Raw genomic sequence first — 20,685 nt, 5'->3', positions numbered from 1 at the left:
ACTCCCCCAGATGCCTAGCATTTGCTGCATGCAAACGCTGGGCATTTTTCATTCTCACAGGCACGCGCACCAGGGCTTCACCTTGGTGGAGTTGCTGCTGGTGTTGGCAGTGCTCGGCTGGGTCGGCCTGCTGGCGGTGCCCAGCATGCAACGCGTGCTGGAGCGAACGCGGGCCGAACTGGCCCGTGACCAACTGCACAACGACTTGCAAAGCGCACGTGTGCGGGCACTGCAACTGGGCCAAGCACTGCGCTTGGCACGATTGAGCGATTGCACTTGGGCCACCGCAGTGGGCTCCGACTGGAGTTGCGGCTGGCAGTTGCAACTCGCCGACGGCAGCCAAACCTTGCAAGTCACCCCGCTGCACACCCCCTTGTTGGTGAGCTACACCAAGACCAGTGCGCTGACCATCAGCCGCCAAGGCGAGTTGGGTGGCGTGGGCGACCGCTGGACGGTGGGCTCGCGCAACCCCAGCCTCAGCGTGGCCTATTCGCTGTGCCTCAACAACACCGGGCGCATTCGCACGGTCTTGGGGACCTCGTGCAGTTGAAGCACATGCACCACGGTGTGGCGCTGCTGGAAGCGCTCATGGCCTTGCTGCTGTTGGCCTCTGGCGTGCTGGCCGCGCTGTGGTTGCAACAAATCGGCTTGCAAACCCAACGCCAGCAGGTCAACCGCAGCATCGCCATGGGGCTGGCAGACGACCTGGCCGAGCGCATGCGCCTCAACGCCAGCCAAGCCGCGCTGTACACACGCACGTGGAGCACTACCGCCCGTAGCGCCACGACCGACTGCACCGCCCTGGCCTGCACCCGCAGCGACTTGGCCCAATGGGACATGGCGCAACTGCAACAGACCCTGAGCACACAGCTGCCACAAGGCGATGCCACCGTGTTTGCCCTCAGCGGCCAAAGCGGTTGGTGGGGTGTGATGGTGGCCTGGCACGACAGCGGCGAGAGCTACCGCACCGACACCGCGTGGGGCAGCCCCGCTTGCCCGAGCGCCATGAGCTGTTGGCGTTTGTTCTTTCGGCCCGCATGGTGAGCACCATGCTGACTCGCGGCCACACCCTGCCCGAACTTCTGGTGGGCTTGGCCGTGGGCTTGGCTGTGATGCTGAGCGCCGTGGCCAGCTACAACGTTAGCCGCCAATCGTGGGCCGCCTTTGAAGCGGTCGATGCGCTGCACCACAACGCCCGTGTCGCACTGCGCAACCTGCGCATCCAAGCTCAGATGGCGGGTGCCGCGCAAGTCAGCACCACAGCCGATGGTCAACAGGTGCAACGCACAGCGCCGCACGACAACAGCCAACCCGATCTGCAAGGCACTGAGGGCACCCGCACCGACAGCGTGAGCCTGGGTCACTGGCACAGCCTGAACCCTTACGACTGCCAAGGCAACCATGCAGGCAGCGACGCACTGGTGCTCAACAACTACCAGCTCAACACCAAAAAAGAACTCACCTGCAAAGACCTGCGCCTGAGCGGCAGCACCTACCAAGCCTTGGCCGAAGGCGTGGAAGACCTGCAAGTGCGCTACGCCCAAGCCGGTGCCAACCAAACCATTCAATGGAAAACGGCGGCCCAAGTCAGCGACATGCGCCAAGTGCTGGCCATCGAAGTGTGCATGCGCTGGGTCAGCAGCCAGCCCAACGCCACACGCAACACCGCCAGCCTGGGCTGCCAGGGCGAAACCGTGGCTGCAGACGGTTTGAGCCGACGCGTGCTGCGCCGCACCTTCACCCTGCGCAACCATGTGGGCGTGCTGCCGTGAGCTACCGCATGCGCTCCTACCCGAAACGCAGCTTGGGGCTGGCCTTGCCCACCGTGATGGCCGTGTTGGCCTTGGTGGGCCTGGCCGCGTTGACAGGCTGGCGCAACCTGCGCGGCACCGAGTGGCTGCTCAACGCCGAGGCCGACCTGCTGCGCACCCAACACAGCGCCGAAGCCGCCCTGCCCTTGGCGCTGCAAGACATCTTGGGCGCAGCCACCGACGCGCAGGGCAATATCAACCCGCGCCATACACCGGGCAACAACGCGCAAACGCATGCGTTCTTCCCCACCAGCCTGAGCGAGCGCGACACCTTGCGCCAACGCCTGGGCGCACAAGCCTGTGTGAGCGGCATCTGCGCACCCAGCGGTGCGCCCACCCGTAGCGCCAGCGAATGGCAAGCCATGACCAACGCCGCCTGGCCTCTGAGCGGCGCCGACACCCCTTACGGCGCCAACACCACCTGGTACTGGGTGGAGGTGCTGGTCGATGCCACGCCCCTCAACGCCAGCGCGCCGTTTGTCTACCGCATCACCGTGCTGGCACGCGGGGTTCTGCCCGGCACAGCGGTGGTGTTGCAAGCCCTGTGGTCGGCCCCCGCCAGCCCGGTGCCGGGCAGCACGGGCGGCGGCACTTGGCACAGCTGGCAGGTGCTGGCCGACTAAGCTGGGAACGACTGAACATGACAACACCTGCACATCACCTGCGCCCTCACACTGCGGTGGCTCAACACGGCTTTAGCTTGATCGAGCTGTTGATCGCCTTGGCCTGCATCGCTGTCTTGGTGGGCTGGGCCTGGCCCAACTACCAACAGTTGCTGCAACGCAGCCAACGCGCCCAAGCCCGCACCGCCTTGCTGCAAGCCGCCCATTGGCTAGAGCGCGCCGCCAGCGCCAACGGCAGCTACCCCGCAGCAGCAGACGTGCCCACCAGCGTGCTGCAAGCCGAAGGCCTGCGCTACCAACTCAGCCTTGCCAGCAGCGCGCAAGGCTTCACCCTCACCGCCACACCCACCGGAGCGCAAGTGGGCGACGCCTGTGGCAGCTTCACGCTCACACACACGGGCGTGCGCGGGGTGGTCAACGCGTCGCTCAGCGTGGCGCAGTGTTGGGGGCGTTGAAGGCACGGCCAGACGCCAACCATTGCCCCTGAAAGAACAATTTTGCCGACGCCATCAATCAACATCATTAAATTGACCTTTTGAGGTCAAAAAATCATAATACTGCTTAAGAAAACAAATAATTTGTCCTATCAGGAGCAAATATGAAAATTGAAAACAGCACACTGCCCTCCTTGGCCGCTGCCTTGGCCGCTGAGCGCAAACGTCAACAGTTGTCGCGTGAGGCTGCCGCCGCCGCTTGCGGTGTGAGCGTGTCTTTCATCCGTGATGCAGAGTCCAGCCCTCAGAATTGCAGCTTGGGTAAGCTGGTCCAGCTCATCAATGGCCTCGGCCTGAGTCTGCAAGCCCAGGGTTTTCAGGTCACCGCACAAGCAAACACCCGGCGTTCCAAACAAGCCCCCCTCAGAGCGGACTACGGCGTGTCGGAGGCACAAATCGTCCTGAGCACTGAATCTGCCGCAGACTCACCCACCGAGGCGCATCAGCCATGATTCGGCTGCGCGTTTGGGCCAATGCGCAAGCCATGGGGTGGTTTGGGCATGAGGCCGGGCAATACATTTTTCAATACGACCCCCAGTGGCTGGCCTCCTCGTGCGCCTATGTGCTGGCCCCGCAATTTGCGTTGAGCGCAACGCCCTATCGAGGCGAAGCCGTCAAAACCTTTTTTGCCAACCTGTTGCCCGAGGGTGCGCCCTTGGAAGAAATTCTCAACGCCATCCAACTGCGCAACGCCAGTGCCTTTGAAGTCGTCGGCCAGCTCGGTGCCGAGTTGCCGGGTGTGTTGTCGGTGTTGCCCGAGGGCCAAGCACCTCAGACTTTGCAGCAATACAGCGTGTTGAGCCCAGACACCTTGCGCCAACGCCTTCAACAACGTCACCACAGCAAACCGCTGCTTTTGGCCAACCCGCAAAGCAGCATGTCGCTGCCTGGCGCGCAAGACAAAATGGGCTTGCGCTACGACGCACAACGGGCCCAGCTCTACGACAGCGTGGGCAGCTCGCCCACCACGCACATTGCCAAACCAGACTCCCGTCTGCCCCATTTCACACCCAGCGCCGTCAACGAATACCTGTGCATGAAGTTGGCCCGGGCAATCCAGTTGCCAGTGCCAGAGGTCCATCTGCTGCACTTGCCCGAGACGCTTTACATCGTGCAACGCTACGACCGCCAAGTGGTCGACGGTCACATCGTCTGCATGCATCAGATCGACGCTTGCCAGCTCTTGGGCGTGGGCTCTGACTGGAAGTACGAACGGCAAGGGGGCTTGGTCAGTCTGAAAAAAATAGCACACGCCTTGCGCGCGTTGCAGCTGCCAGCCAAAGACCTGTTGAGTTTTCAGCGCTGGGTCATGCTGAATTATTTGATTGGCAACAGCGACGCCCACGCCAAGAACATCTCGGTGTTGATCGACGAGACGGGTTACGCCCTGGCCCCTTTTTATGACCTGTTGTGCGTGCAGGCCTATGGCGACGACCGCTTGGCGCTCTACATCGGTGACGATGACACCTACCCCCGCATTGGCGCTCACTCATGGGAAGCGTTGTGTGACGACTGCGGGTTTGGCGTCAAGCCCAGCTTGCGCCTGTTCAAAAAAATGGCCACCGATGTACCCACCGCATGGGCAAAGGTCACACAACAAGCCATGGCCATCCACCCCTTCACAGCCACCGAGCATGAGCTGGTGCAGACCATCACCGGCGTGATCGAGCGCAACTGTGGGTTGGCACTCTCCATGATCGGCTGAGCCAGACACCCCTGCACAGATAATTGCCACATGATCTCCCCCACTGACACCGCCCACATGGCCCAGGCCTTGGCCTTGGCTGAGCAGGCGCTGTACCTCACCTCACCCAACCCACGGGTTGGTTGCGTCATCACCAGCGCCGAAGGCGTGGTGCTGGGCAGCGGCCACACCCAAGCGGCGGGCCAGGCCCATGCCGAGGTCATGGCCTTGCGCGATGCCCAGGCGAGGGGCCACTCGGTGCAAGGTGCCACGGCGTATGTCACGCTGGAGCCTTGCAGCCACCAAGGCCGCACCGGCCCGTGTTGCGATGCGCTGGTTCAAGCGGGCATCCAACGCGTGGTGGCCAGCGTGCAAGACCCCAACCCCCAGGTGGCGGGCCAAGGCGTGGCGCGCTTGCGCGCTGCGGGCGTGCAGGTGGACGTGGGTTTGATGGCCGATGCAGCACGCGAACTCAACATTGGTTTTTTCAAGCGCATGCAGCACGGCATGCCCTGGGTGCGCATGAAAATCGCCGCCTCGCTCGACGGCCAAACCGCATTGACCAATGGCCAGAGCCAGTGGATCACCCACGACGCCGCGCGCCAAGACGGCCACGCCTGGCGGGCCCGTGCCTGCGCCGTGCTGACCGGCATTGGCACCGTGCTGGAAGACGACCCGCAGTTGGACGTGCGTGCCGTTGCCACACCGCGCCAACCCAGCTTGGTGGTGGTCGACAGCCGCTTGGAAACGCCGCTCAATGCCAAGCTGTTTGGCCCGCAACGCCCGGTGTGGTTCTACGCTGCACAAGACGATGCCGAGAAACGCCGCGCCTTAGAGGCCCAAGCCGCCAGCGTGAGCTGCCTGAGCGACGCCACCGGCAAAGTCGATTTGGCCCACATGCTGCACGACCTGGCGCAACGCGGCGTCAACGAGTTGCATGTAGAAGCAGGCCATAAACTCAATGGCTCGCTGTTGCGCGCGGGCTTGGTGGACGAGTTGCTGGTCTACATGGCGCCCCTCTTGATTGGCCAAGGACGCGGCATGAGCAACCTGGGACCCTTGTCAAACCTGCAAGAAGCTCTGGCCCTAGATTTCCATGAGTTCACACAAATTGGTCCCGATCTAAGGATATTGGCCCGAATCCAGCGGTGAGGCGCGATAAACCTGCGAAAATAGCAGGATGTTCACCGGAATCATCACCGGCGTGGGGCGCATCACCGCAGTTCACGACCTGGGAAGCTCTTTAAACCACGGCAAGCGCCTCACCATCGAGGCCCCTGCCGGGTACCTCGACGACGTGGGCTTGGGTGACAGCATCGCTTTGAACGGCGCATGCATGACCGTCACCACGTTTGACCCCCTCCACCACCAGTTCACGATTGACATCTCTGCCGAATCGCTGGCCCGCACCAGCGGCTTAGCGCAGCTTGGGCGCGTCAACCTCGAAAAAGCTTTGCGGGCCCACGACCGCTTGGGCGGGCACATCGTGTCCGGCCATGTCGATGGCATCGGCCAAGTCAGCCACTTTGAGCGCGTGGGCGAAAGCTGGGAGCTGCGCATCATGGCGCCGCCCGAGCTCGCCAAGTACCTGGCGTACAAAGGCTCGATCACCGTCAACGGCGTGAGCCTGACGGTCAACCAGGTGCAAGACTTTTTCGATGCCGCGGGACCCCTGGGTTTGCGCGGTTCAGAGATCAGCATCAACCTCATTCCTCACACCGTTGAGAACACCGCCCTCGGCAGCCTGCAAGCAGGCAGCACGGTGAACCTTGAAATTGACACCGTGGCGCGTTACGTTGAACGCATGCTGCGCGTAGACACCTCTTTGAAAGCACCCCAATGACAACTGCCTTGACACCCGTGGCCATCTCGCCTGTGGAAGAGATCGTGGCCGAGATGAAAGCTGGCCGCATGGTCATCTTGGTGGACGAAGAAGACCGCGAAAACGAAGGCGACTTGGTGCTTGCCGCCGACCATGTCACGCCAGAAGCCATCAACTTCATGGCCCGTTTTGGCCGTGGCTTGATTTGCCTCACGCTCACCCGTGAACGTTGCGAATTTTTAAAGCTGCCGCCCATGGCCGCACGCAACGGCACGGTCTACAGCACCGCGTTCACCGTGTCGATCGAAGCCGCCGAGGGCGTGACCACCGGCATTTCCGCTGCTGACCGCGCCCGCACCATCGAAGTAGCCGTGGCCAAAGGCACACAGCCCAGTGATCTGGTGCAACCCGGCCACGTGTTCCCGCTGCAAGCGGTGGACGGCGGCGTGTTGATGCGCGCAGGCCACACTGAAGCGGGTTGCGACTTGGCTGCCATGGCCGGTTGCTCGCCCACCTCGGTGATTTGCGAAATCATGAAAGACGACGGCACCATGGCCCGTCTGCCCGACTTGCAGCTGTTTGCGGCCGAGCACGGTTTGAAGATTGGCACCATCGCCGACCTGATTGCCCACCGCAGCCGCACCGAGTCGCTGGTGCAAAAAGTGGGCAGCCGCCCACTGAACACAGCGCACGGCGAGTTCACCGCCAATGCCTACAAAGACATGACCAACGGTGCCGTACACATGGCCTTGGTCAAGGGCAGCTGGCGCGCAGAACAAGACGTGTTGGCCCGGGTGCACGAACCCCTCTCGGTACTCGATGCGCTGGAGCCCAACCGTGTCATGCACTCCTGGGGCTTGGATTCGAGCCTGCAACGCATTGCCCAAGAAGGCGCCGGCGTGGTGGTGTTGCTCAACTGTGGCGAAAGCGGCGAGCAGTTGCTGGCCCAGTTTGACGGCACCGCCCGCTCGGCCCATGGGCCATCGCGTGGCCGCATGGACTTGCGCAGCTATGGTGTGGGCGCGCAAATTTTGCGTGACTGCGGCGTGCACAAGATGCGCCTGTTGGGCAACCCGCGTCGCATGCCCAGCATGACCGGCTACGGCCTCGAAATCGTCGGCTATCTGGCCAAAGAATAAGTCTCAAGGAACCTCTGACATGTTTGTCTCCAACCTCGCCAGCACCACCACCTTGGACGGCAGCAGCCTGAAAATCGGCATTGTCCAAGCCCGCTTCAACGAAGACATCACCAACACCTTGCGTGAAGCCTGCGTGGCCGAACTCAAGGCCATGGGCGTGGCCGACGAGCGCATCACCGTGGTGCAAGTCCCCGGCGCACTGGAAGTGCCCCTCACGCTGGCAGCGCTGGCCCAAATTGAAGACCCCGAGCCCTTCAGCGCGCTGATCGCCTTGGGTTGCATCATCCGTGGCGAGACCTACCACTTCGAGCTGGTGGCCAACGAGTCGGGCGCCGGCGTGACCCGCGTGGGCATGGACTACCACGTGCCGATTGCGAATGCGATTTTGACCACCGAAAACTTAGAGCAAGCCGTGGCTCGCCAAACCGACAAAGGCCGCGACGCCGCCCGCGTGGCCGTGGAAATGGCCTTGCTGCTGGAGCAACTCGCATGATGACTGACACCGTCACACCCGAATCTGCCCCGACGCCAGAGCCCGCCACGCCTGAAGCCAAAGCACCGCGCAAGAGCTCAGCCAAATCGGGCCGCAGCCGCTCGCGTGAATTTGCGTTGCAAGGCCTGTACCAATTTTTGGTGGGCCGCAACGAGGCGGCAGACATCGATGTGTTCACCCGTGACCTGAGCGGTTTTCACAAATCCGACTCAGCCCACTACGACGCGCTGCTGTACGGCTGCGTCGAACAGCGCGAAGTGCTAGATGCCTTGATCGTGCCGCTGCTCGACCGCAAGCTGGAAGAAATCTCCCCCATTGAACATGCGGTGATGTGGATGGGTGTGTATGAGTTTCAGCACTGCATCGACGTGCCTTGGCGCGTGGTGTTGAACGAATACATCGAACTGGCTAAATCGTTTGGCGGCACCGATGGCCACAAGTACGTCAACGCCGTGCTCAATGGCTTGGCACCTCAACTGCGCCCCCTGGAAGTGCAGGCCGATCGGAACAACGGCAAGGCCAGATGAAGATCGCCCAGCGCGCACAGCGCATTGAGCCTTTTTATGTGATGGAAGTCGCCAAGGCGGCGGCTGCACGCGCCGCCACTTTGGGGCCCACCGACCCGGCCATGGTCTACCTGAGCATTGGCGAGCCCGACTTCACCGCCCCGCCGCTGGTGCAAGAAGCCGCCGTGCGTGCCCTGCGCGACGGACAGACGCAGTACACCGCAGCCTTGGGACTTGGCGCTTTGCGCGAACGCATCAGCGGCTGGTACAGCCAGCGGTTTGGTGTGCAGGTGCCGGCCAGCCGCATCGTCATCACCGCGGGTGCCTCGGCGGCTTTGCAGCTGGCGTGTCTGGCCCTCATTGAGGCCGGGGACGAAGTGCTGATGCCCGACCCCAGCTACCCCTGCAACCGCCAGTTTGTGAGCGCAGCCGAAGGTCGGGCCGTGTTGGTGCCCACCACCGCCGCAGACCGCTTTCAGCTCAATGCGGCGCAGGTGCGCGAGCACTGGAACGCGCACACCCGTGGTGTGCTCTTGGCCTCACCGTCCAACCCTACGGGCACCTCGATCCACCCCCACGCTTTGCGTGACATCCATGCCGAGGTGTCGCAGCGCGGGGGCGTGACGCTGATTGACGAAATTTATTTGGGCCTGAGCTACGACGACGAGTTTGGCCACACCGCCTTGGCGCTGGACGATCAGATCATCAGCATCAACAGCTTCTCCAAGTACTTCAGCATGACCGGCTGGCGCTTGGGCTGGATGGTGGTGCCAGAGACCTTGGTGCCGGTGGTCGAGCGCTTGGCGCAAAACCTGTTCATCTGCCCCAGCACGGTGGCGCAGCATGCCGCGCTGGCCTGCTTTGAAGCCGACAGCCTGGCCGAGTACGAACGCCGCCGCGCCGAGTTCAAAGCCCGGCGCGATTTCTTTGTGCCAGCCCTGAATCAGCTGGGCCTGACCGTGCCGGTGATGCCCGACGGCGCGTTTTACGCTTGGGCCGATTGCAGCGCCGCTTGCGAAAAACTGGGCGTTCAAGGCAGTTGGGATTTTGCGTTTGAAGTGCTGCAACGCGCCAACATCGCCTGTGCGCCGGGGCGTGACTTTGGCCAGGCCGACACCGCGCGCTTTGTGCGCTTTTCAACCGCCCGCTCGCTGCCCGAGTTGCGCGAAGCCGTGGCCCGTTTGCACACCTTGCTGGGCTGAACACCGATGACGCACACCACACCCACAGCCTTTGAACACCCTGTGCGGGTGTACTGGGAAGACACCGATGCCGGTGGCATTGTGTTTTACGCCAACTACCTCAAGTTTTTTGAGCGCGCACGCACCGAGTGGTTGCGTGCCCTGGGTGTGGAACAACATGCCTTGCGTCAAGCCACTGGCGGCATGTTTGTGGTGAGTGAAACCAGCATCAAATACCACCGCCCGGCGCAGCTTGATGACTTGCTGCGTGTGACCGCGCGCTTGGCCGAAGATGGCCGCGCCAGCCTGGTGATAGCCCAACAAGCATGGTGCGGTGACACGCTGCTGTGCGAGGGCACGATCCGCATTGGCTGGGTCGATGCCGCCACCCTCAAGCCTGCGAGAATTCCCTCTTCTGTATTGGAACGCCTGACATGACACAAGACTTTTCCATCGTCCATTTGTTGCTCAACGCCAGTTGGGTGGTGCAGGTGGTGGTGCTGATGCTGATGGGCGTGTCCATCACCAGCTGGACCGCGATCTTTCGCAAAATCATTTCACTCAAACGCGTCAAGACCCTGAACGAAGAGTTCGAACGTGAGTTCTGGTCGGGCACCAGCTTGAACGAGCTGTTTGCCTCTGCCGCCAAAAACGCCAAGCAGTCAGGCCCGATGGAACGCATTTTTGCCAGTGGCATGCGCGAGTACCAAAAACTGCGTGAGCGCCGCATCAACGACAGCAGTGCCTTGATGGACGGTGCACGCCGTGCCATGCGCGCGAGCTACCAACGTGAGATGGATGCCATCGAATCCAACCTGTCTTTGCTGGCCTCGGTCGGTTCGGTGTCGCCCTATGTGGGTTTGTTTGGCACGGTGTGGGGCATCATGCACGCCTTCACCGGCTTGGCCGGTATGCAGCAAGTGACGCTGGCCAAAGTGGCCCCCGGCATTGCCGAAGCCTTGGTGGCCACCGCCATTGGTTTGTTTGCGGCCATTCCCGCCGTGCTGGCCTACAACCGTTTTGCGCGCGACATCGACCGCGTGTCGATCAAGCTGGAGACTTTCATCGAAGAGTTCTCCAACATCTTGCAGCGCAACGTCAGCGCCACCACGCTGGCTCACTGAGTTCAAAGGCTCCCCCATGGCGTCTATCGCTCCCCGCTCCGGCCGTGGTCGTCGCACCATGAACGAGATCAACATGGTGCCCTTCATCGACGTGATGTTGGTGCTGCTGATCATCTTCATGGTCACTGCCCCGCTGATCTCGCCCAGCGTGATCGACCTGCCCACCGTGGGCAAAGCAGCCACGGTGCCCGACCAGGTGATCCACGTCGAAATCAGCAAAGACGAGAAGATCACCCTCAAGAGCACTGGCACCACAGTTGCCACGCAAAGCAGCACGCTGGACATGCTGGCGCGCGATGTGCGCCAGCTGCAGGGTGAGGTGGCGCAAGGCCCGGTGGTCATCACGGCGGACCGCACCATCAAATACGAAACCGTGGTCAAAGCCATGGATGTGCTGCAACGCGCTGGCGTGCAGCGTGTGGGACTGGCTGTGCAGCTGGTGGACTGATTGACACCTCGCGTCCCCATGAGCGCCCACGCCCAGCACCTCGAATTCGCGCCCCCACCCCCACCGGGCACGGGGCGTTCGTTGACGCTCGCTTTGTTTGTGCACGCCTTGTTGCTGGTGGCACTGACCGCAGGCATTCAGTGGAACCAAGACAACCCCTTGTCAGCGGAAGCCGAATTGTGGTCTGCCGTACCTCAGGCCGCTGCACCCAAGCTGGTCGAGGTGGAGCCCCCTCCACCACCGCCTCCTGCCCCCAAAGAAGTGGTCAAGCCGCCACCGCCTGCGCCAGACCGTGAGGCCGACATTGCCTTGGCCAAGAAACGCAAACAACTCGACGACGAGAAAAAGCTGCAACAGGCCAAAGACGCCGAGCGCCGTCAGGCCGAGCTGAAAAAGGCTGAACAAAAGAAAGCCGACGAGAAGAAAGCCAAGCTCAAGGCCGAGGAAGACAAGCGCCAGCTCGACGCCAAGCGTGAAGAAGAACGTAAGGACAAGGAGCGCAAAGACAAAGAAGCCAAAAAACTCCAGGCTCAAAAAGAAGCCAAGCAAGCGGCAGAGGATGCCAAGAAATTGGAAGCGATACGTAACGAAAACATGAAGCGCATCGCAGGCCTGGCCGGGGCCACAGGCGGCGATAATGCCACCGGATCGGCGCTGCGCTCAGCAGGGCCCTCTGACAGTTACGGCGGTCGCATCCGTGCCCGCATCAAACCCAACATCGTGTTCACCGAAGAGGTTGTGGGCAACACCCCGGCCGAGGTCGAGGTGCGCTGCGCACCCGACGGCACCATCGTAGGCAAGAAGCTCGTCAAGTCCAGTGGCAACCTTGCCTGGGACAACGCTGTGCTCAAAGCTATCGACAAGACAGAGGTGCTGCCGCGCGATGTAGACGGTCGGGTGCACTCTCCGCTGTTGATTAGTTTCCGTCCCAAAGACTGACTGAATGAACCGTTCTTTTGCCATTGATGTTCTCAAGCTGCTGGCTGCCCAGCTGATCGTGCTGCACCATTTGTCGGGCTATGGCCCGATGGCCGAAGCCATTCGCAGCGCGTGGCCATCGTTGATCGAACACCTCTACATGGATGCACGCCTGGCAGTGCAGGTGTTCTTGGTGATCGGTGGGTATTTGGCCGCCCAGTCCATCATGGGCCGTCGCGGTCAGCACCACCCCGTCACGCTCATTCAACGCCGTTACCTGCGCTTGATGCCTAGCTTCGTGCTGGCCCTATGCTGGGTCACCAGTTTGGTGTGGTTGCTGCGTCCTTTCATTTCTGGCGACTGGCTGGTGGACGCGCCCAGCTTGCACAGCGTGCTGGCGCATCTGACCTTGCTGCAATCGGTGCTAGACGTTCCAGCCCTGTCGGTAGGCGTGTGGTACGTGGCGGCAGACTTTCAGCTCTATGCCCTGCTGGTGCTGTTGGCTTATTGGCTCAAGTCAGACCGGGCCTTGTCACTCGGTGTGGCGGCATTGTGCGTGGCCTCGATGTGGGGCTTCAACCGCTTTGAAAGCCTGGACAACTGGGCCATTTACTTCTTCGCTGCCTATGGGCTGGGTGTGCTGGCCGCTTGGGCACGCCGCTCAAGCTTTGACCAACTGGTGTTGGGTGCCGTGCTGCTGTTGGGTGAAGAGTCGCTGTGGTTTGAGCCACGCATTCGCTTGGCTTTGGCGCTGTTGACCTGCTTGGTATTGGCCTATGTGAGCGTGAACAACCTCAAGTTCAACCGGATCCAGCTGGGTCGTATCAGCACCTTGTTGGTGGACAGCGCCTACGCCATGTTCTTGACGCACTTTGGCATGATCGTGGTCTTCAGTGCCTCCTGGGAGCACTGGCAGCTGTCATCGCCCAGCGCGGCTTTGTGGATGAGTGGCTTGGCCTGGATGGCCAGCATCGCAGTCGGTGTGGCATTTCATGTGTGGGGCGAAAAACCCCTCACCGCCTGGGTCAACCAACCACGTGCTGCGCTGGATGTGCAGCAAATACGAAGCACCTTCAGCGCGACGTTGCGCCACGTGTTGAGCCGCATGGCCGCGTTGTGGCCAAGCCGTTCATCGGTCGCTAAGCTTTAAACCCTGTCGCCAGCTCACGCAGGCTGCGTGCTGCGGTCAAGGCCAAGGTGGACCACAAAGGCCACTGGGCGCGCCAAAAATCACGCGCATCCAGCGGGCGAATGGTGTGTGTCGACAACTCGGTCAACCACTGCGCCACCCACAACGGCGCACGCAGCACCTGTGCCTGAGCAGACATGCGCTGCACGCATAGGGTGAATACGCCTAATTCGCAGCCCAACGACATCCAGTCCTCCGAACCTTCGCTGAATGCGGGGGCCAAACCGAGCGCGCGTGCCGCGTGCTGCTGCACGTCTGCCATGGGCCAGGCCGCATGGTCTGGGGTGGGTTTGAATTGCAAACGCAAAGCACGCTCAGCCACGTAGTGCACCCGCTCCCAAGCCAGACACACATCGGCCGCAGCGGGCAGCTCACGCAAGGCTTGAATGTCTGACGCCATCTGCGTCAATACATCGTGCGTCACCAACGCCAAGGCATTGCTGAGCAAGTCAGCACTTTGACCCACGCGGTAGACGGCCTTGGCCGCCACTGGGTTGAACAGGCGCACGCTTTCACGCAAGCTCTTGATCACAGGAGGCTCAGAAGCAGCGCTGGCGGCCAGCAAGCTCTCACGCAGGATATGCGGCACATCGAACAGGTCGACCTTGCAGGTGTTGATGATGGATTGCGCATCGCTGGACGCCATCAGTCGCAGCTCGGCTTGCGCCTGGGCCAGCGCGGCCTCTTGGCGCAACATGGCGGCCACCAAGGCCCGCTCGTCCATCAAAGACGGCAAGTCCTGGCGCAAACCGTCGCTCATGTGTCCCAACGTGCGCGCCTCAAGCGAATTTGGTTGGGCATGGGCACCGAGCGGCGCAACACGTCTTCACCCAACCACTGGGCCGACTTCCAGGCACGCTGCGCCACCGTGGGCAGCGGCAGTTGCTGGTAGTCGTCGTTGAACACTTCAAAGCTGTAGTCACCCCGGTAGCCCAGCTTGTACAGACGGGTCACCAAGTCGGCGGTGGCTTCGCTGTGCACGCCCTCGCCAGGAAACACACGGAAGTGACGCGCGGTGGTCATGCGCTCTTCGAAGGAATGGATTTCTTGCCACATGAAGTCGGCCAGCTGGACCAGAAAAATTTTCTCAGGGTCCAAGATCTCCAACTCATCGAGCGGTGTTTTGGCGGCCAGCATGTGGAACGAGTCCAAACCAATGCCCAGGTTGGGCACATCGGCGCGGAACACCACGTCCCAGGCCGTGGTGAATTCGTTGATGGTGCGGCCCCAAGACAAACCTTCAAACGCCACCTTGATGCCTAAGGGCACGGCCAGCATGGCGAGTTTGCGCAAGTCAGCGGCGATGTGGTCGAGGTCTTGCGTGGCATGGGTCGAGGTGGACGAGCACACCAGCAACACCTTGGAGCCCAAGGCCGCGCACATCTCCAACATGCTTTTGGCGATGTCGATTTTGTAGTCGTGCAAATGGCCGCTCAAGCCTTCGAAGTCGCGCAACACCTGAAAGCCGGTGACACGCAGGCCGCTTTGTTTGACCGCCTGCACCGCCGCCTCCAGGCCATCGGGGTGCCCCACCACATCGCGTGCCGAGAGCATGACTTGGCCAAAACCCGCATCGCGAATGGCCTTGAGTTTGGCTTCGAGTGGCCCCGCCAACGAGATGGTGTCCATCCCGAAGTCGTCCATGGTTCCTTGGAATTGGCTCATGTCAGGCCTTCGCGGTGTGAACCAGCTCAAAGCTCAGCGAGCCCAACCAAGTGCGTGTGAGTGCGCCCTTGTCCTCCACATGCACGCCTTTGGACTCCACAAACTCCACGCCACGCGCGCGCAAAGCACTCACCGCTGCCAACACGTCGTCGGTACCCAAGCCCACGCGGTGGAAATGCTCTTCTTCGTCCACGGCCAGCACACTGGGCTCGGGCTCGATCAGTTGCAAATAAAAGCTGTGGCAGGGGCTGCGCAAGATGCGGCCTTTGGGCAAGATGCCAAAGTGCTCGCCAGTGGGCAAGGCCTCAAAGCCAAACAACTCACGGTAGAACTCGGTCCAGTCTTCGGCGCGGTCGGTGCCGATGTACTGCACCAAACCAAACACATGCAAACCGGCCGTGGCCGGTGGGTGTTGGTCCACACCAGGAATGGGGGTGAAGTCGACGTCGTAAATCGAGAACTCTTTGCAGCGGTCCACAAAGTAAATGCGACTCGAGCCGACCCCGTGCACCGCAGGAATGTTGAGCTCCATCACTTCCACCTTGGTGGGCACCGCCCAGGCACCGCGGTCGATGGCACGCTTGTAAGCCGCTGCGGCGTCGCGCACACGCAAGGCGATGGCGGCAATCACCGGCTTCTCACTCGGTGCCACGCTGTGGGCCATGCCGGCCTCATGGGCGTTGACGATCACATTGACACCGCCTTGGCGGTACAGCATGACCTCACGCGAGCGGTGCCGCGCCACGGGGCGAAAGCCCATCATCTCCAGCACTTGACCCAGCGCTTGGGGTTTGGAGGTGGCGTATTCGATGAACTCAATGCCTTCCATCCCCAGGGGGTTGGGGGCATCGGCAATGGATTCACGGTCTTTGGCAGCAGTCAGTGTCATGGGGTTCTCTCAAAATCAAACAGGAATCGCAACCGCTGTGGTGGTGTGCGCGCCACCCAAGAATAAGCGCTCCATCTGCGGGTCGGCCAAAATTTCCGCCGCCGATTTGTACAACACCAAGCGGCCTGATTCGAGCGCAATGGCGTTGTCCGAGTACTTCAACGCGCTCTTGACGTTTTGCTCCACCATCAACACGGTGGTGCCTTGGTCGGCCAGTTTGCGCAACAGCTTGAACACGTCTTGCACCACCATGGGCGACAAGCCAATCGAGGGCTCATCAATCAACAGCACCTTGGGGCGCAGCAACAACGCGCGGCCAATTTCCAACTGCTTTTGTTCGCCACCCGACAGCGACGAGGCCAAGGAGTTGATGCGCTCTTTGACGCGCGGAAAAAACTCCAGCACCTCAGGAATGCGTTCGTGGGTGGTTTTCATGCCCAAGGTGATGCCGCCCAACTCCAAGTTCTCGTACACCGAGAGTTGGCCAAACAAGTTGCGGCCTTGCGGCACAAAGGCGATGCCGCGTGCCAACAGGTCTTTTTGCGTGGCACCGGTGATGTCGTCCCCGTTCAAACGGATCTTGCCTTGGCGCGGTGTGAGCAAACCAAACAAGGTTTTCAGCACCGTGGATTTGCCCGCGCCGTTGGGGCCAATCAGCAAGGTGATGGACCCCTTGGGCACGGTGAACGACAGGTTGTTGAGGATCATGAAGTCCTTGTAGCCCGCCACCACGTCGTCAAATTCAATGCATGCGTGTGTCATGGTTCAGCTCCCCAGATAGGCGTCGAGCACCTGTTTGTTGGCACGGATCTCGGCCGGTGTGCCAATCGCCATCACCTGGCCTTCGACCATCACCATGATGCGGTGGCACAGGTCCATCACAAAGTCCATGTTGTGCTCAATCACCACAAAACTTCCCTTGCGGGTTTTGTTGAGTTCTTTGAGCAAGCTGCTGATGCCACCCACCAGCGACGGGTTGACGCCCGCACACGGCTCGTCGAGCAACACCAAGTCGGGTTCGCTCATGAAGGCCATGGCGATGTCCACCAACTTTTGCTGGCCATAGCTGAGTTCACCGGCTTTTTTGTCGGCCACGTGGCGAATGTGGAACTGGTCAATCAAGGCGTCGGCTTTGTCGCCCAGGTTGGAGTCACCCGGCGCGAACATGCGGCTGAACATCGTGCCTTGGTGCTCCTGGGCGGCAACGATCAGGTTGTCGCGCACGGTCATCTTGCCAAACACTTGCAGCGTCTGAAAGGTGCGTCCCACGCCCATGCGGTTGAGCTCCAGCGGGCCGAGACGGGTCACGTCTTGGCCTTTGAGTTCGATCTTGCCTTGGTCGGGTGTGATCTGGCCCAGCATGCTGTTGAACAAGGTAGTTTTGCCCGAGCCGTTGGGGCCAATCACGCCAAAGATTTCTCCAGGCATGACCTCGAACGACACGCCCCCCACCGCCTGGATGGCACCGTAGGCTTTTTTCAGATCGGTGACTTGGAGTACCGGTTGGCTCATGCTTTTGCTCCTTGTGCAGCGCGGGCCGCCGAGGCCTCACGCGATTGGCGTTTGGCACGCAGCCGGTCTGGAATGCTGAGCAAGCCATCAGGCAGCCAAATCATCAGCATCACCACCGCTGCGCCAAAGACAAACAAATACCAGGCCTGGGCAAAGCGCAACCATTCGGGCAGGATCACACCCACCGCAGCACCCAACAAAGGGCCCAAGAAATAGCCAGGGCCACCCACCACCACCATGAGGTACATCATGATGGAGGCTTCCACGGTGAACGGTGCCGGGTCGATGAACTGCACCATCGAACCAAACAAACCACCGGCGATGCCCGCGTACGCGGCACCAATGGCAAAGCTCAGCAAGGTGTAACCGCGAATGTCCACCCCCAAGCTCTCGGCACGGATCGGGTTGTCGCGCAAGGCTGTGAAGGCCTTGCCCCAGGGCGAGCGCAACAAGCCCCACAGCAGCAGGCCCAGCACCACGGTGAACGCCAACACCAGGTAGTAGTAGGCCAGGTTGCCGTCAAAGCTCACGCCAAAGGCCTCGGGACGCGGGATGTTGTTGATGCCAAACGTGCCCCCGGTGAGCCACTCTTCGTTGCGCATCACCAGCCACACGGCGGTGTTGAAGCCCAGCGTGGCAAACGCCAGGTAAATGGTTTGCACACGCAGCGCTGGAAAGCCCAGTGCCAAGCCCACCACAAAGCAGCCCAAGGCTGCCAGTGGCATGCCCAACCAAAAGCTGTAGCCTGCCTGCATCAGGATGGCCACGGTGTAAGCCCCGATGCCAAAGAACGCCGCGTGGCCGAGCGACTTTTGCCCGGCGTAGCCGATGGTGAGGTTCAGGCCCATGGTGGCGATCACATAGATCAACCAATAGGTGAACAGATAAATGCCGTGGCTCTTGAGCAGCGTGGGCACAAAGATGCATGCCGCCAGGCCCAACAGCCCAGCCAGGAGTCCGAGCTTTTTCATACTTTGCGCTCCACTTTTTGACCGAGCAAGCCCTGTGGCTTGAACAAAATCACGACCATGAAAATGATCAAAGCCACCGCATCTTTGTAAGCGGGTGAGATGTAGGCCGCAGCCAAGTTTTCACACACGCCCACAATCACGCCGCCTAGCAAGGCACCCCGTGAGTTGTTGAAGCCGCCAATGATGGCGGCAAAGAAGGCCTTGTTACCCAGCGATGCGCCCATGTCGAACTTGGCCAGGTAGGTGGGGGTCACAAGAATAGCCGCAGCAGCTGCCAGCAAGGCGTTGATGGCGAAGGTGTAAAAAATCATGCGTGGCACATTGATGCCCAACACCGAGGCACTTTCGGTGTTTTGTGCCACCGCTTGCATGGCGCGACCGGTGACGGTTTTGGCCAAGAAGGCTTGTGTCACCAACACCAAGGCGATGGCAAACACAAAGGTGCCAATGTCGGTGGCGGAGATGGTCACGCCCGCGATGTTGTACACCTCATCGGGAAACAAATTAGGGAAAGGTTGTGGCTCAGCGCTGTAGCCCGCACGCACCGCATTGCGCATGGCGATGGACAGGCCAATGGTGGCGACCACGATGGGCATCATGCCGTATTTGAAGAGCGGATCCACCACGCCACGCTTGAACAACCAGCCCAGCACGATGACCGACAACACACAACTGCCCACAAAGCTCAGCACCAGCGGAAAGCCTGCGGCCAAAAAGCCCAACATCATGAAGGCGGGCAGCATGACAAATTCGCCCTGGGCAAAGTTGATGGTGCCCGAGGCCTGCCACAGCAAGGTGAAGCCCAACGCCGCCAGCGCATAAATGCTGCCGGTGGCCAAGCCACTGAAGAAGAGTTGGAAAAAGTCGGTCATGGTGAGATCGCTTCAAAATGAAAGAACGGCCTGCACCAGCAGGCCTGTTCTTGGAATGCGCGCGCACCCATGTGCGCGGCGTGAAGGGCTTACTTCTTGCCCAAAGCGGGCAAGGTGGCCACCACCACTTGACGGCCGTTTTTCACTTCGACCAAGAAGCTTTCGCGGTCCAGGTCGCCATTGGCGTCAAAGCTCACGTCCATGATCACACCGGGGTTCTTCTTGGCGCTGATGCTCAAACCATGCAGGGCTTGGGCCACGGCCTTGGGGTCGAGCTTGCCGGCCTTCTCGATGGCGGCTTTGAGCACGTACACGCTGGTGTAGCCCTTGATGCCGTTGTGGTCAGAAATGCTGCCATAGGCTTGGTAGTACTTGGCTTTGAACTTGAGCATTTCAGGAATGGGCGCGTCCACGGTCAAGCCCACGTGGGCCACCGCGCCGTTGGCCGCGTCACCCGCCAGCTCGATCACTTTTTGGCCAGTCAAGGTGGTCTCACCAATGACGGGTTTGGTCCAACCTTGCTTCTTCAACTCACGCAACAAACGGGCCGACTCTTCTTCGTTGGTGTAGGCAAAGATGGCGTCCGCATTGCTTTGCTTGGCTTTGAGCACAGCGGCAGAGAAGTCCACCTGACCGGCGTCGGTCGAGATGTCGGCCACGATTTTGGTGGGGCCGTTGTCGAGCAACTTGGCCAGCGTGTCACGACCGCCTTTGCCAAAGTCGTTGTTCACATAAATCACGGCCAGGGTTTTGGCCTTGGTGTTGATGTACTTGGCCAGCTTAGGAAAGGACGAGCTTTGACCGAAGGCGGTGCGGAACACATAAGGGTTGCCCTGCTGGGTGATCGCTGCGGCTTCACCGCCAGTGAAGTTAGGAATGCCACCGCGCTTGCTCTCGGCCATAGACACCATGATGGAGCCCGAGTACACCGGGCCAAAGATGGCCAACACGCCATCGTCCACCGCTTTTTGCGTCAAGCCCTTGGCCACACCTGGGTTGGTTTGGGTATCGACCGTGGAGCTCTCGATCTTCTTGCCCATGATGCCGCCCGCATCGTTGATTTCTTTGACAGCCAACTCAACACCGTTTTTGAACAAGGTGCCTGCGGTCGTACCCGGACCCGACAACTCCACGATGTTGGCAATCTTGATGGTCTGCTGGGCTTGGGCCAAGCCAGCCAAAGCGGCGAACGCACAGGCCGCAGCCAGCTTGAGGGTGAAACGTTTTTGCATCTCGATGTCTCCTAGAGTTTGGACGGATCAGAACGGGTAATTTGTTCGCTAATCGCTCAATCAGCGAATTCCGATGCGAACTTTAAGGACTTTTCTAGCGTCACAAAAGCAA

The 20,685-nt window shown here is 60.9% G+C and carries 26 protein-coding genes; 18 read left to right on the top strand and 8 right to left on the bottom strand.

The features are described from left to right. The first annotated feature begins 28 nt into the window (after nucleotides 1-28). The 18 genes from B9Z41_RS00635 to B9Z41_RS00550 all read left to right on the top strand — a co-directional run bounded on the left by B9Z41_RS00635 (nucleotide 29) and on the right by B9Z41_RS00550 (nucleotide 13,393). Entirely contained in the window at nucleotides 29-550 is a 522-nt protein-coding gene (locus tag B9Z41_RS00635) for a Tfp pilus assembly protein FimT/FimU (RefSeq protein WP_158236129.1), read from the top strand. After that, complete coding sequence (gene pilV / locus B9Z41_RS00630; protein ID WP_100143969.1) at nucleotides 541-1,044, top strand: type IV pilus modification protein PilV; 504 nt, start codon at nucleotides 541-543, stop codon at nucleotides 1,042-1,044. Before B9Z41_RS00635 ends, pilV begins: the two co-directional genes overlap by 10 nt. Next, complete coding sequence (locus B9Z41_RS00625; protein WP_158236099.1) at nucleotides 978-1,772, top strand: PilW family protein; 795 nt, start codon at nucleotides 978-980, stop codon at nucleotides 1,770-1,772. The genes pilV and B9Z41_RS00625 overlap by 67 nt, the downstream gene beginning before the upstream one ends. A gap of 8 nt (nucleotides 1,773-1,780) precedes the next feature. Next, on the top strand, nucleotides 1,781-2,434 hold the full coding sequence (locus tag B9Z41_RS00620; RefSeq protein ID WP_143474122.1) for a hypothetical protein: 654 nt from the start codon (nucleotides 1,781-1,783) through the stop codon (nucleotides 2,432-2,434). A 17-nt stretch (nucleotides 2,435-2,451) separates the two neighbouring features. Beyond that, nucleotides 2,452-2,889, top strand: coding sequence for a type IV pilin protein (locus B9Z41_RS00615; protein ID WP_100143963.1), 438 nt, complete (start codon nucleotides 2,452-2,454; stop codon nucleotides 2,887-2,889). 143 nt (nucleotides 2,890-3,032) lie between these two features. Beyond that, nucleotides 3,033-3,380, top strand: coding sequence for a helix-turn-helix domain-containing protein (locus B9Z41_RS00610; protein WP_100143961.1), 348 nt, complete (start codon nucleotides 3,033-3,035; stop codon nucleotides 3,378-3,380). Continuing rightward, the gene (locus B9Z41_RS00605; protein WP_100143959.1) at nucleotides 3,377-4,633 is read left to right on the top strand and encodes a HipA domain-containing protein; all 1,257 of its coding nucleotides are present in this window, start codon (nucleotides 3,377-3,379) and stop codon (nucleotides 4,631-4,633) included. The genes B9Z41_RS00610 and B9Z41_RS00605 overlap by 4 nt, the downstream gene beginning before the upstream one ends. Before the next feature lie 30 nt (nucleotides 4,634-4,663). After that, nucleotides 4,664-5,764 (top strand): bifunctional diaminohydroxyphosphoribosylaminopyrimidine deaminase/5-amino-6-(5-phosphoribosylamino)uracil reductase RibD, encoded by a 1,101-nt coding sequence (gene ribD / locus B9Z41_RS00600; protein WP_100143957.1) that lies wholly within the window; start codon nucleotides 4,664-4,666, stop codon nucleotides 5,762-5,764. 28 nt (nucleotides 5,765-5,792) lie between these two features. After that, nucleotides 5,793-6,455: a riboflavin synthase gene (locus B9Z41_RS00595; RefSeq protein WP_100143955.1), complete on the top strand. Its 663-nt coding sequence runs from the start codon at nucleotides 5,793-5,795 to the stop codon at nucleotides 6,453-6,455. Beyond that, nucleotides 6,452-7,573, top strand: a complete 1,122-nt coding sequence (gene ribBA, locus B9Z41_RS00590) for a bifunctional 3,4-dihydroxy-2-butanone-4-phosphate synthase/GTP cyclohydrolase II (protein ID WP_100143953.1) — start codon at nucleotides 6,452-6,454, stop codon at nucleotides 7,571-7,573. The genes B9Z41_RS00595 and ribBA overlap by 4 nt, the downstream gene beginning before the upstream one ends. A 19-nt stretch (nucleotides 7,574-7,592) precedes the next feature. After that, on the top strand, nucleotides 7,593-8,066 hold the full coding sequence (gene ribH, locus B9Z41_RS00585; protein ID WP_100143951.1) for a 6,7-dimethyl-8-ribityllumazine synthase: 474 nt from the start codon (nucleotides 7,593-7,595) through the stop codon (nucleotides 8,064-8,066). Then, nucleotides 8,066-8,593 carry a transcription antitermination factor NusB gene (gene nusB / locus B9Z41_RS00580; RefSeq protein ID WP_369823275.1) on the top strand — a complete coding sequence of 176 codons (528 nt, stop codon included), beginning with the start codon at nucleotides 8,066-8,068 and terminating at the stop codon, nucleotides 8,591-8,593. Before ribH ends, nusB begins: the two co-directional genes overlap by 1 nt. Beyond that, nucleotides 8,590-9,774, top strand: a complete 1,185-nt coding sequence (locus tag B9Z41_RS00575) for a pyridoxal phosphate-dependent aminotransferase (RefSeq protein WP_100143946.1) — start codon at nucleotides 8,590-8,592, stop codon at nucleotides 9,772-9,774. Before nusB ends, B9Z41_RS00575 begins: the two co-directional genes overlap by 4 nt. 6 nt (nucleotides 9,775-9,780) lie before the next feature. Beyond that, nucleotides 9,781-10,191, top strand: a complete 411-nt coding sequence (gene ybgC, locus B9Z41_RS00570) for a tol-pal system-associated acyl-CoA thioesterase (RefSeq protein ID WP_100143944.1) — start codon at nucleotides 9,781-9,783, stop codon at nucleotides 10,189-10,191. Further along, entirely contained in the window at nucleotides 10,188-10,877 is a 690-nt protein-coding gene (tolQ, locus tag B9Z41_RS00565) for a protein TolQ (RefSeq protein ID WP_100143942.1), read from the top strand. Before ybgC ends, tolQ begins: the two co-directional genes overlap by 4 nt. Before the next feature lie 16 nt (nucleotides 10,878-10,893). Then, nucleotides 10,894-11,325, top strand: a complete 432-nt coding sequence (locus B9Z41_RS00560) for an ExbD/TolR family protein (protein WP_100143940.1) — start codon at nucleotides 10,894-10,896, stop codon at nucleotides 11,323-11,325. 18 nt (nucleotides 11,326-11,343) lie between these two features. Further along, nucleotides 11,344-12,264 (top strand): cell envelope integrity protein TolA, encoded by a 921-nt coding sequence (tolA, locus tag B9Z41_RS00555; RefSeq protein ID WP_100143938.1) that lies wholly within the window; start codon nucleotides 11,344-11,346, stop codon nucleotides 12,262-12,264. A gap of 4 nt (nucleotides 12,265-12,268) precedes the next feature. Continuing rightward, nucleotides 12,269-13,393: an acyltransferase gene (locus tag B9Z41_RS00550; RefSeq protein ID WP_100143936.1), complete on the top strand. Its 1,125-nt coding sequence runs from the start codon at nucleotides 12,269-12,271 to the stop codon at nucleotides 13,391-13,393. Here the strand turns inward: B9Z41_RS00550 and B9Z41_RS00545 are convergent. From B9Z41_RS00545 to B9Z41_RS00510, 8 genes are all read right to left on the bottom strand, one after another. Then, entirely contained in the window at nucleotides 13,383-14,192 is an 810-nt protein-coding gene (locus B9Z41_RS00545) for a hypothetical protein (RefSeq protein ID WP_100143934.1), read from the bottom strand. The genes B9Z41_RS00550 and B9Z41_RS00545 overlap by 11 nt on opposite strands. After that, nucleotides 14,189-15,097 (bottom strand): sugar phosphate isomerase/epimerase, encoded by a 909-nt coding sequence (locus B9Z41_RS00540; protein WP_100143932.1) that lies wholly within the window; start codon nucleotides 15,095-15,097, stop codon nucleotides 14,189-14,191. The genes B9Z41_RS00545 and B9Z41_RS00540 overlap by 4 nt, the downstream gene beginning before the upstream one ends. Before the next feature lies 1 nt (nucleotide 15,098). Continuing rightward, the gene (locus B9Z41_RS00535) at nucleotides 15,099-15,986 is read right to left on the bottom strand and encodes a VOC family protein (protein WP_100143930.1); all 888 of its coding nucleotides are present in this window, start codon (nucleotides 15,984-15,986) and stop codon (nucleotides 15,099-15,101) included. A 15-nt stretch (nucleotides 15,987-16,001) separates the two neighbouring features. Further along, nucleotides 16,002-16,748: an ABC transporter ATP-binding protein gene (locus tag B9Z41_RS00530; protein WP_100143928.1), complete on the bottom strand. Its 747-nt coding sequence runs from the start codon at nucleotides 16,746-16,748 to the stop codon at nucleotides 16,002-16,004. A gap of 3 nt (nucleotides 16,749-16,751) precedes the next feature. Further along, the gene (locus tag B9Z41_RS00525; RefSeq protein ID WP_100143927.1) at nucleotides 16,752-17,498 is read right to left on the bottom strand and encodes an ABC transporter ATP-binding protein; all 747 of its coding nucleotides are present in this window, start codon (nucleotides 17,496-17,498) and stop codon (nucleotides 16,752-16,754) included. Continuing rightward, the gene (locus tag B9Z41_RS00520) at nucleotides 17,495-18,469 is read right to left on the bottom strand and encodes a branched-chain amino acid ABC transporter permease (RefSeq protein WP_100143925.1); all 975 of its coding nucleotides are present in this window, start codon (nucleotides 18,467-18,469) and stop codon (nucleotides 17,495-17,497) included. Before B9Z41_RS00520 ends, B9Z41_RS00525 begins: the two co-directional genes overlap by 4 nt. Next, nucleotides 18,466-19,341 (bottom strand): branched-chain amino acid ABC transporter permease, encoded by an 876-nt coding sequence (locus tag B9Z41_RS00515; RefSeq protein WP_100143923.1) that lies wholly within the window; start codon nucleotides 19,339-19,341, stop codon nucleotides 18,466-18,468. Before B9Z41_RS00515 ends, B9Z41_RS00520 begins: the two co-directional genes overlap by 4 nt. A gap of 89 nt (nucleotides 19,342-19,430) precedes the next feature. Then, on the bottom strand, nucleotides 19,431-20,573 hold the full coding sequence (locus B9Z41_RS00510; RefSeq protein WP_100143921.1) for an ABC transporter substrate-binding protein: 1,143 nt from the start codon (nucleotides 20,571-20,573) through the stop codon (nucleotides 19,431-19,433). Nucleotides 20,574-20,685 lie beyond the last annotated feature (112 nt).

It is taken from the genome of Limnohabitans sp. JirII-31 (genome assembly GCF_002778315.1).
Taxonomy (GTDB): Bacteria; Pseudomonadota; Gammaproteobacteria; order Burkholderiales; family Burkholderiaceae_C; genus Limnohabitans.
This window is presented reverse-complemented; position numbering and strand designations above follow the sequence as displayed.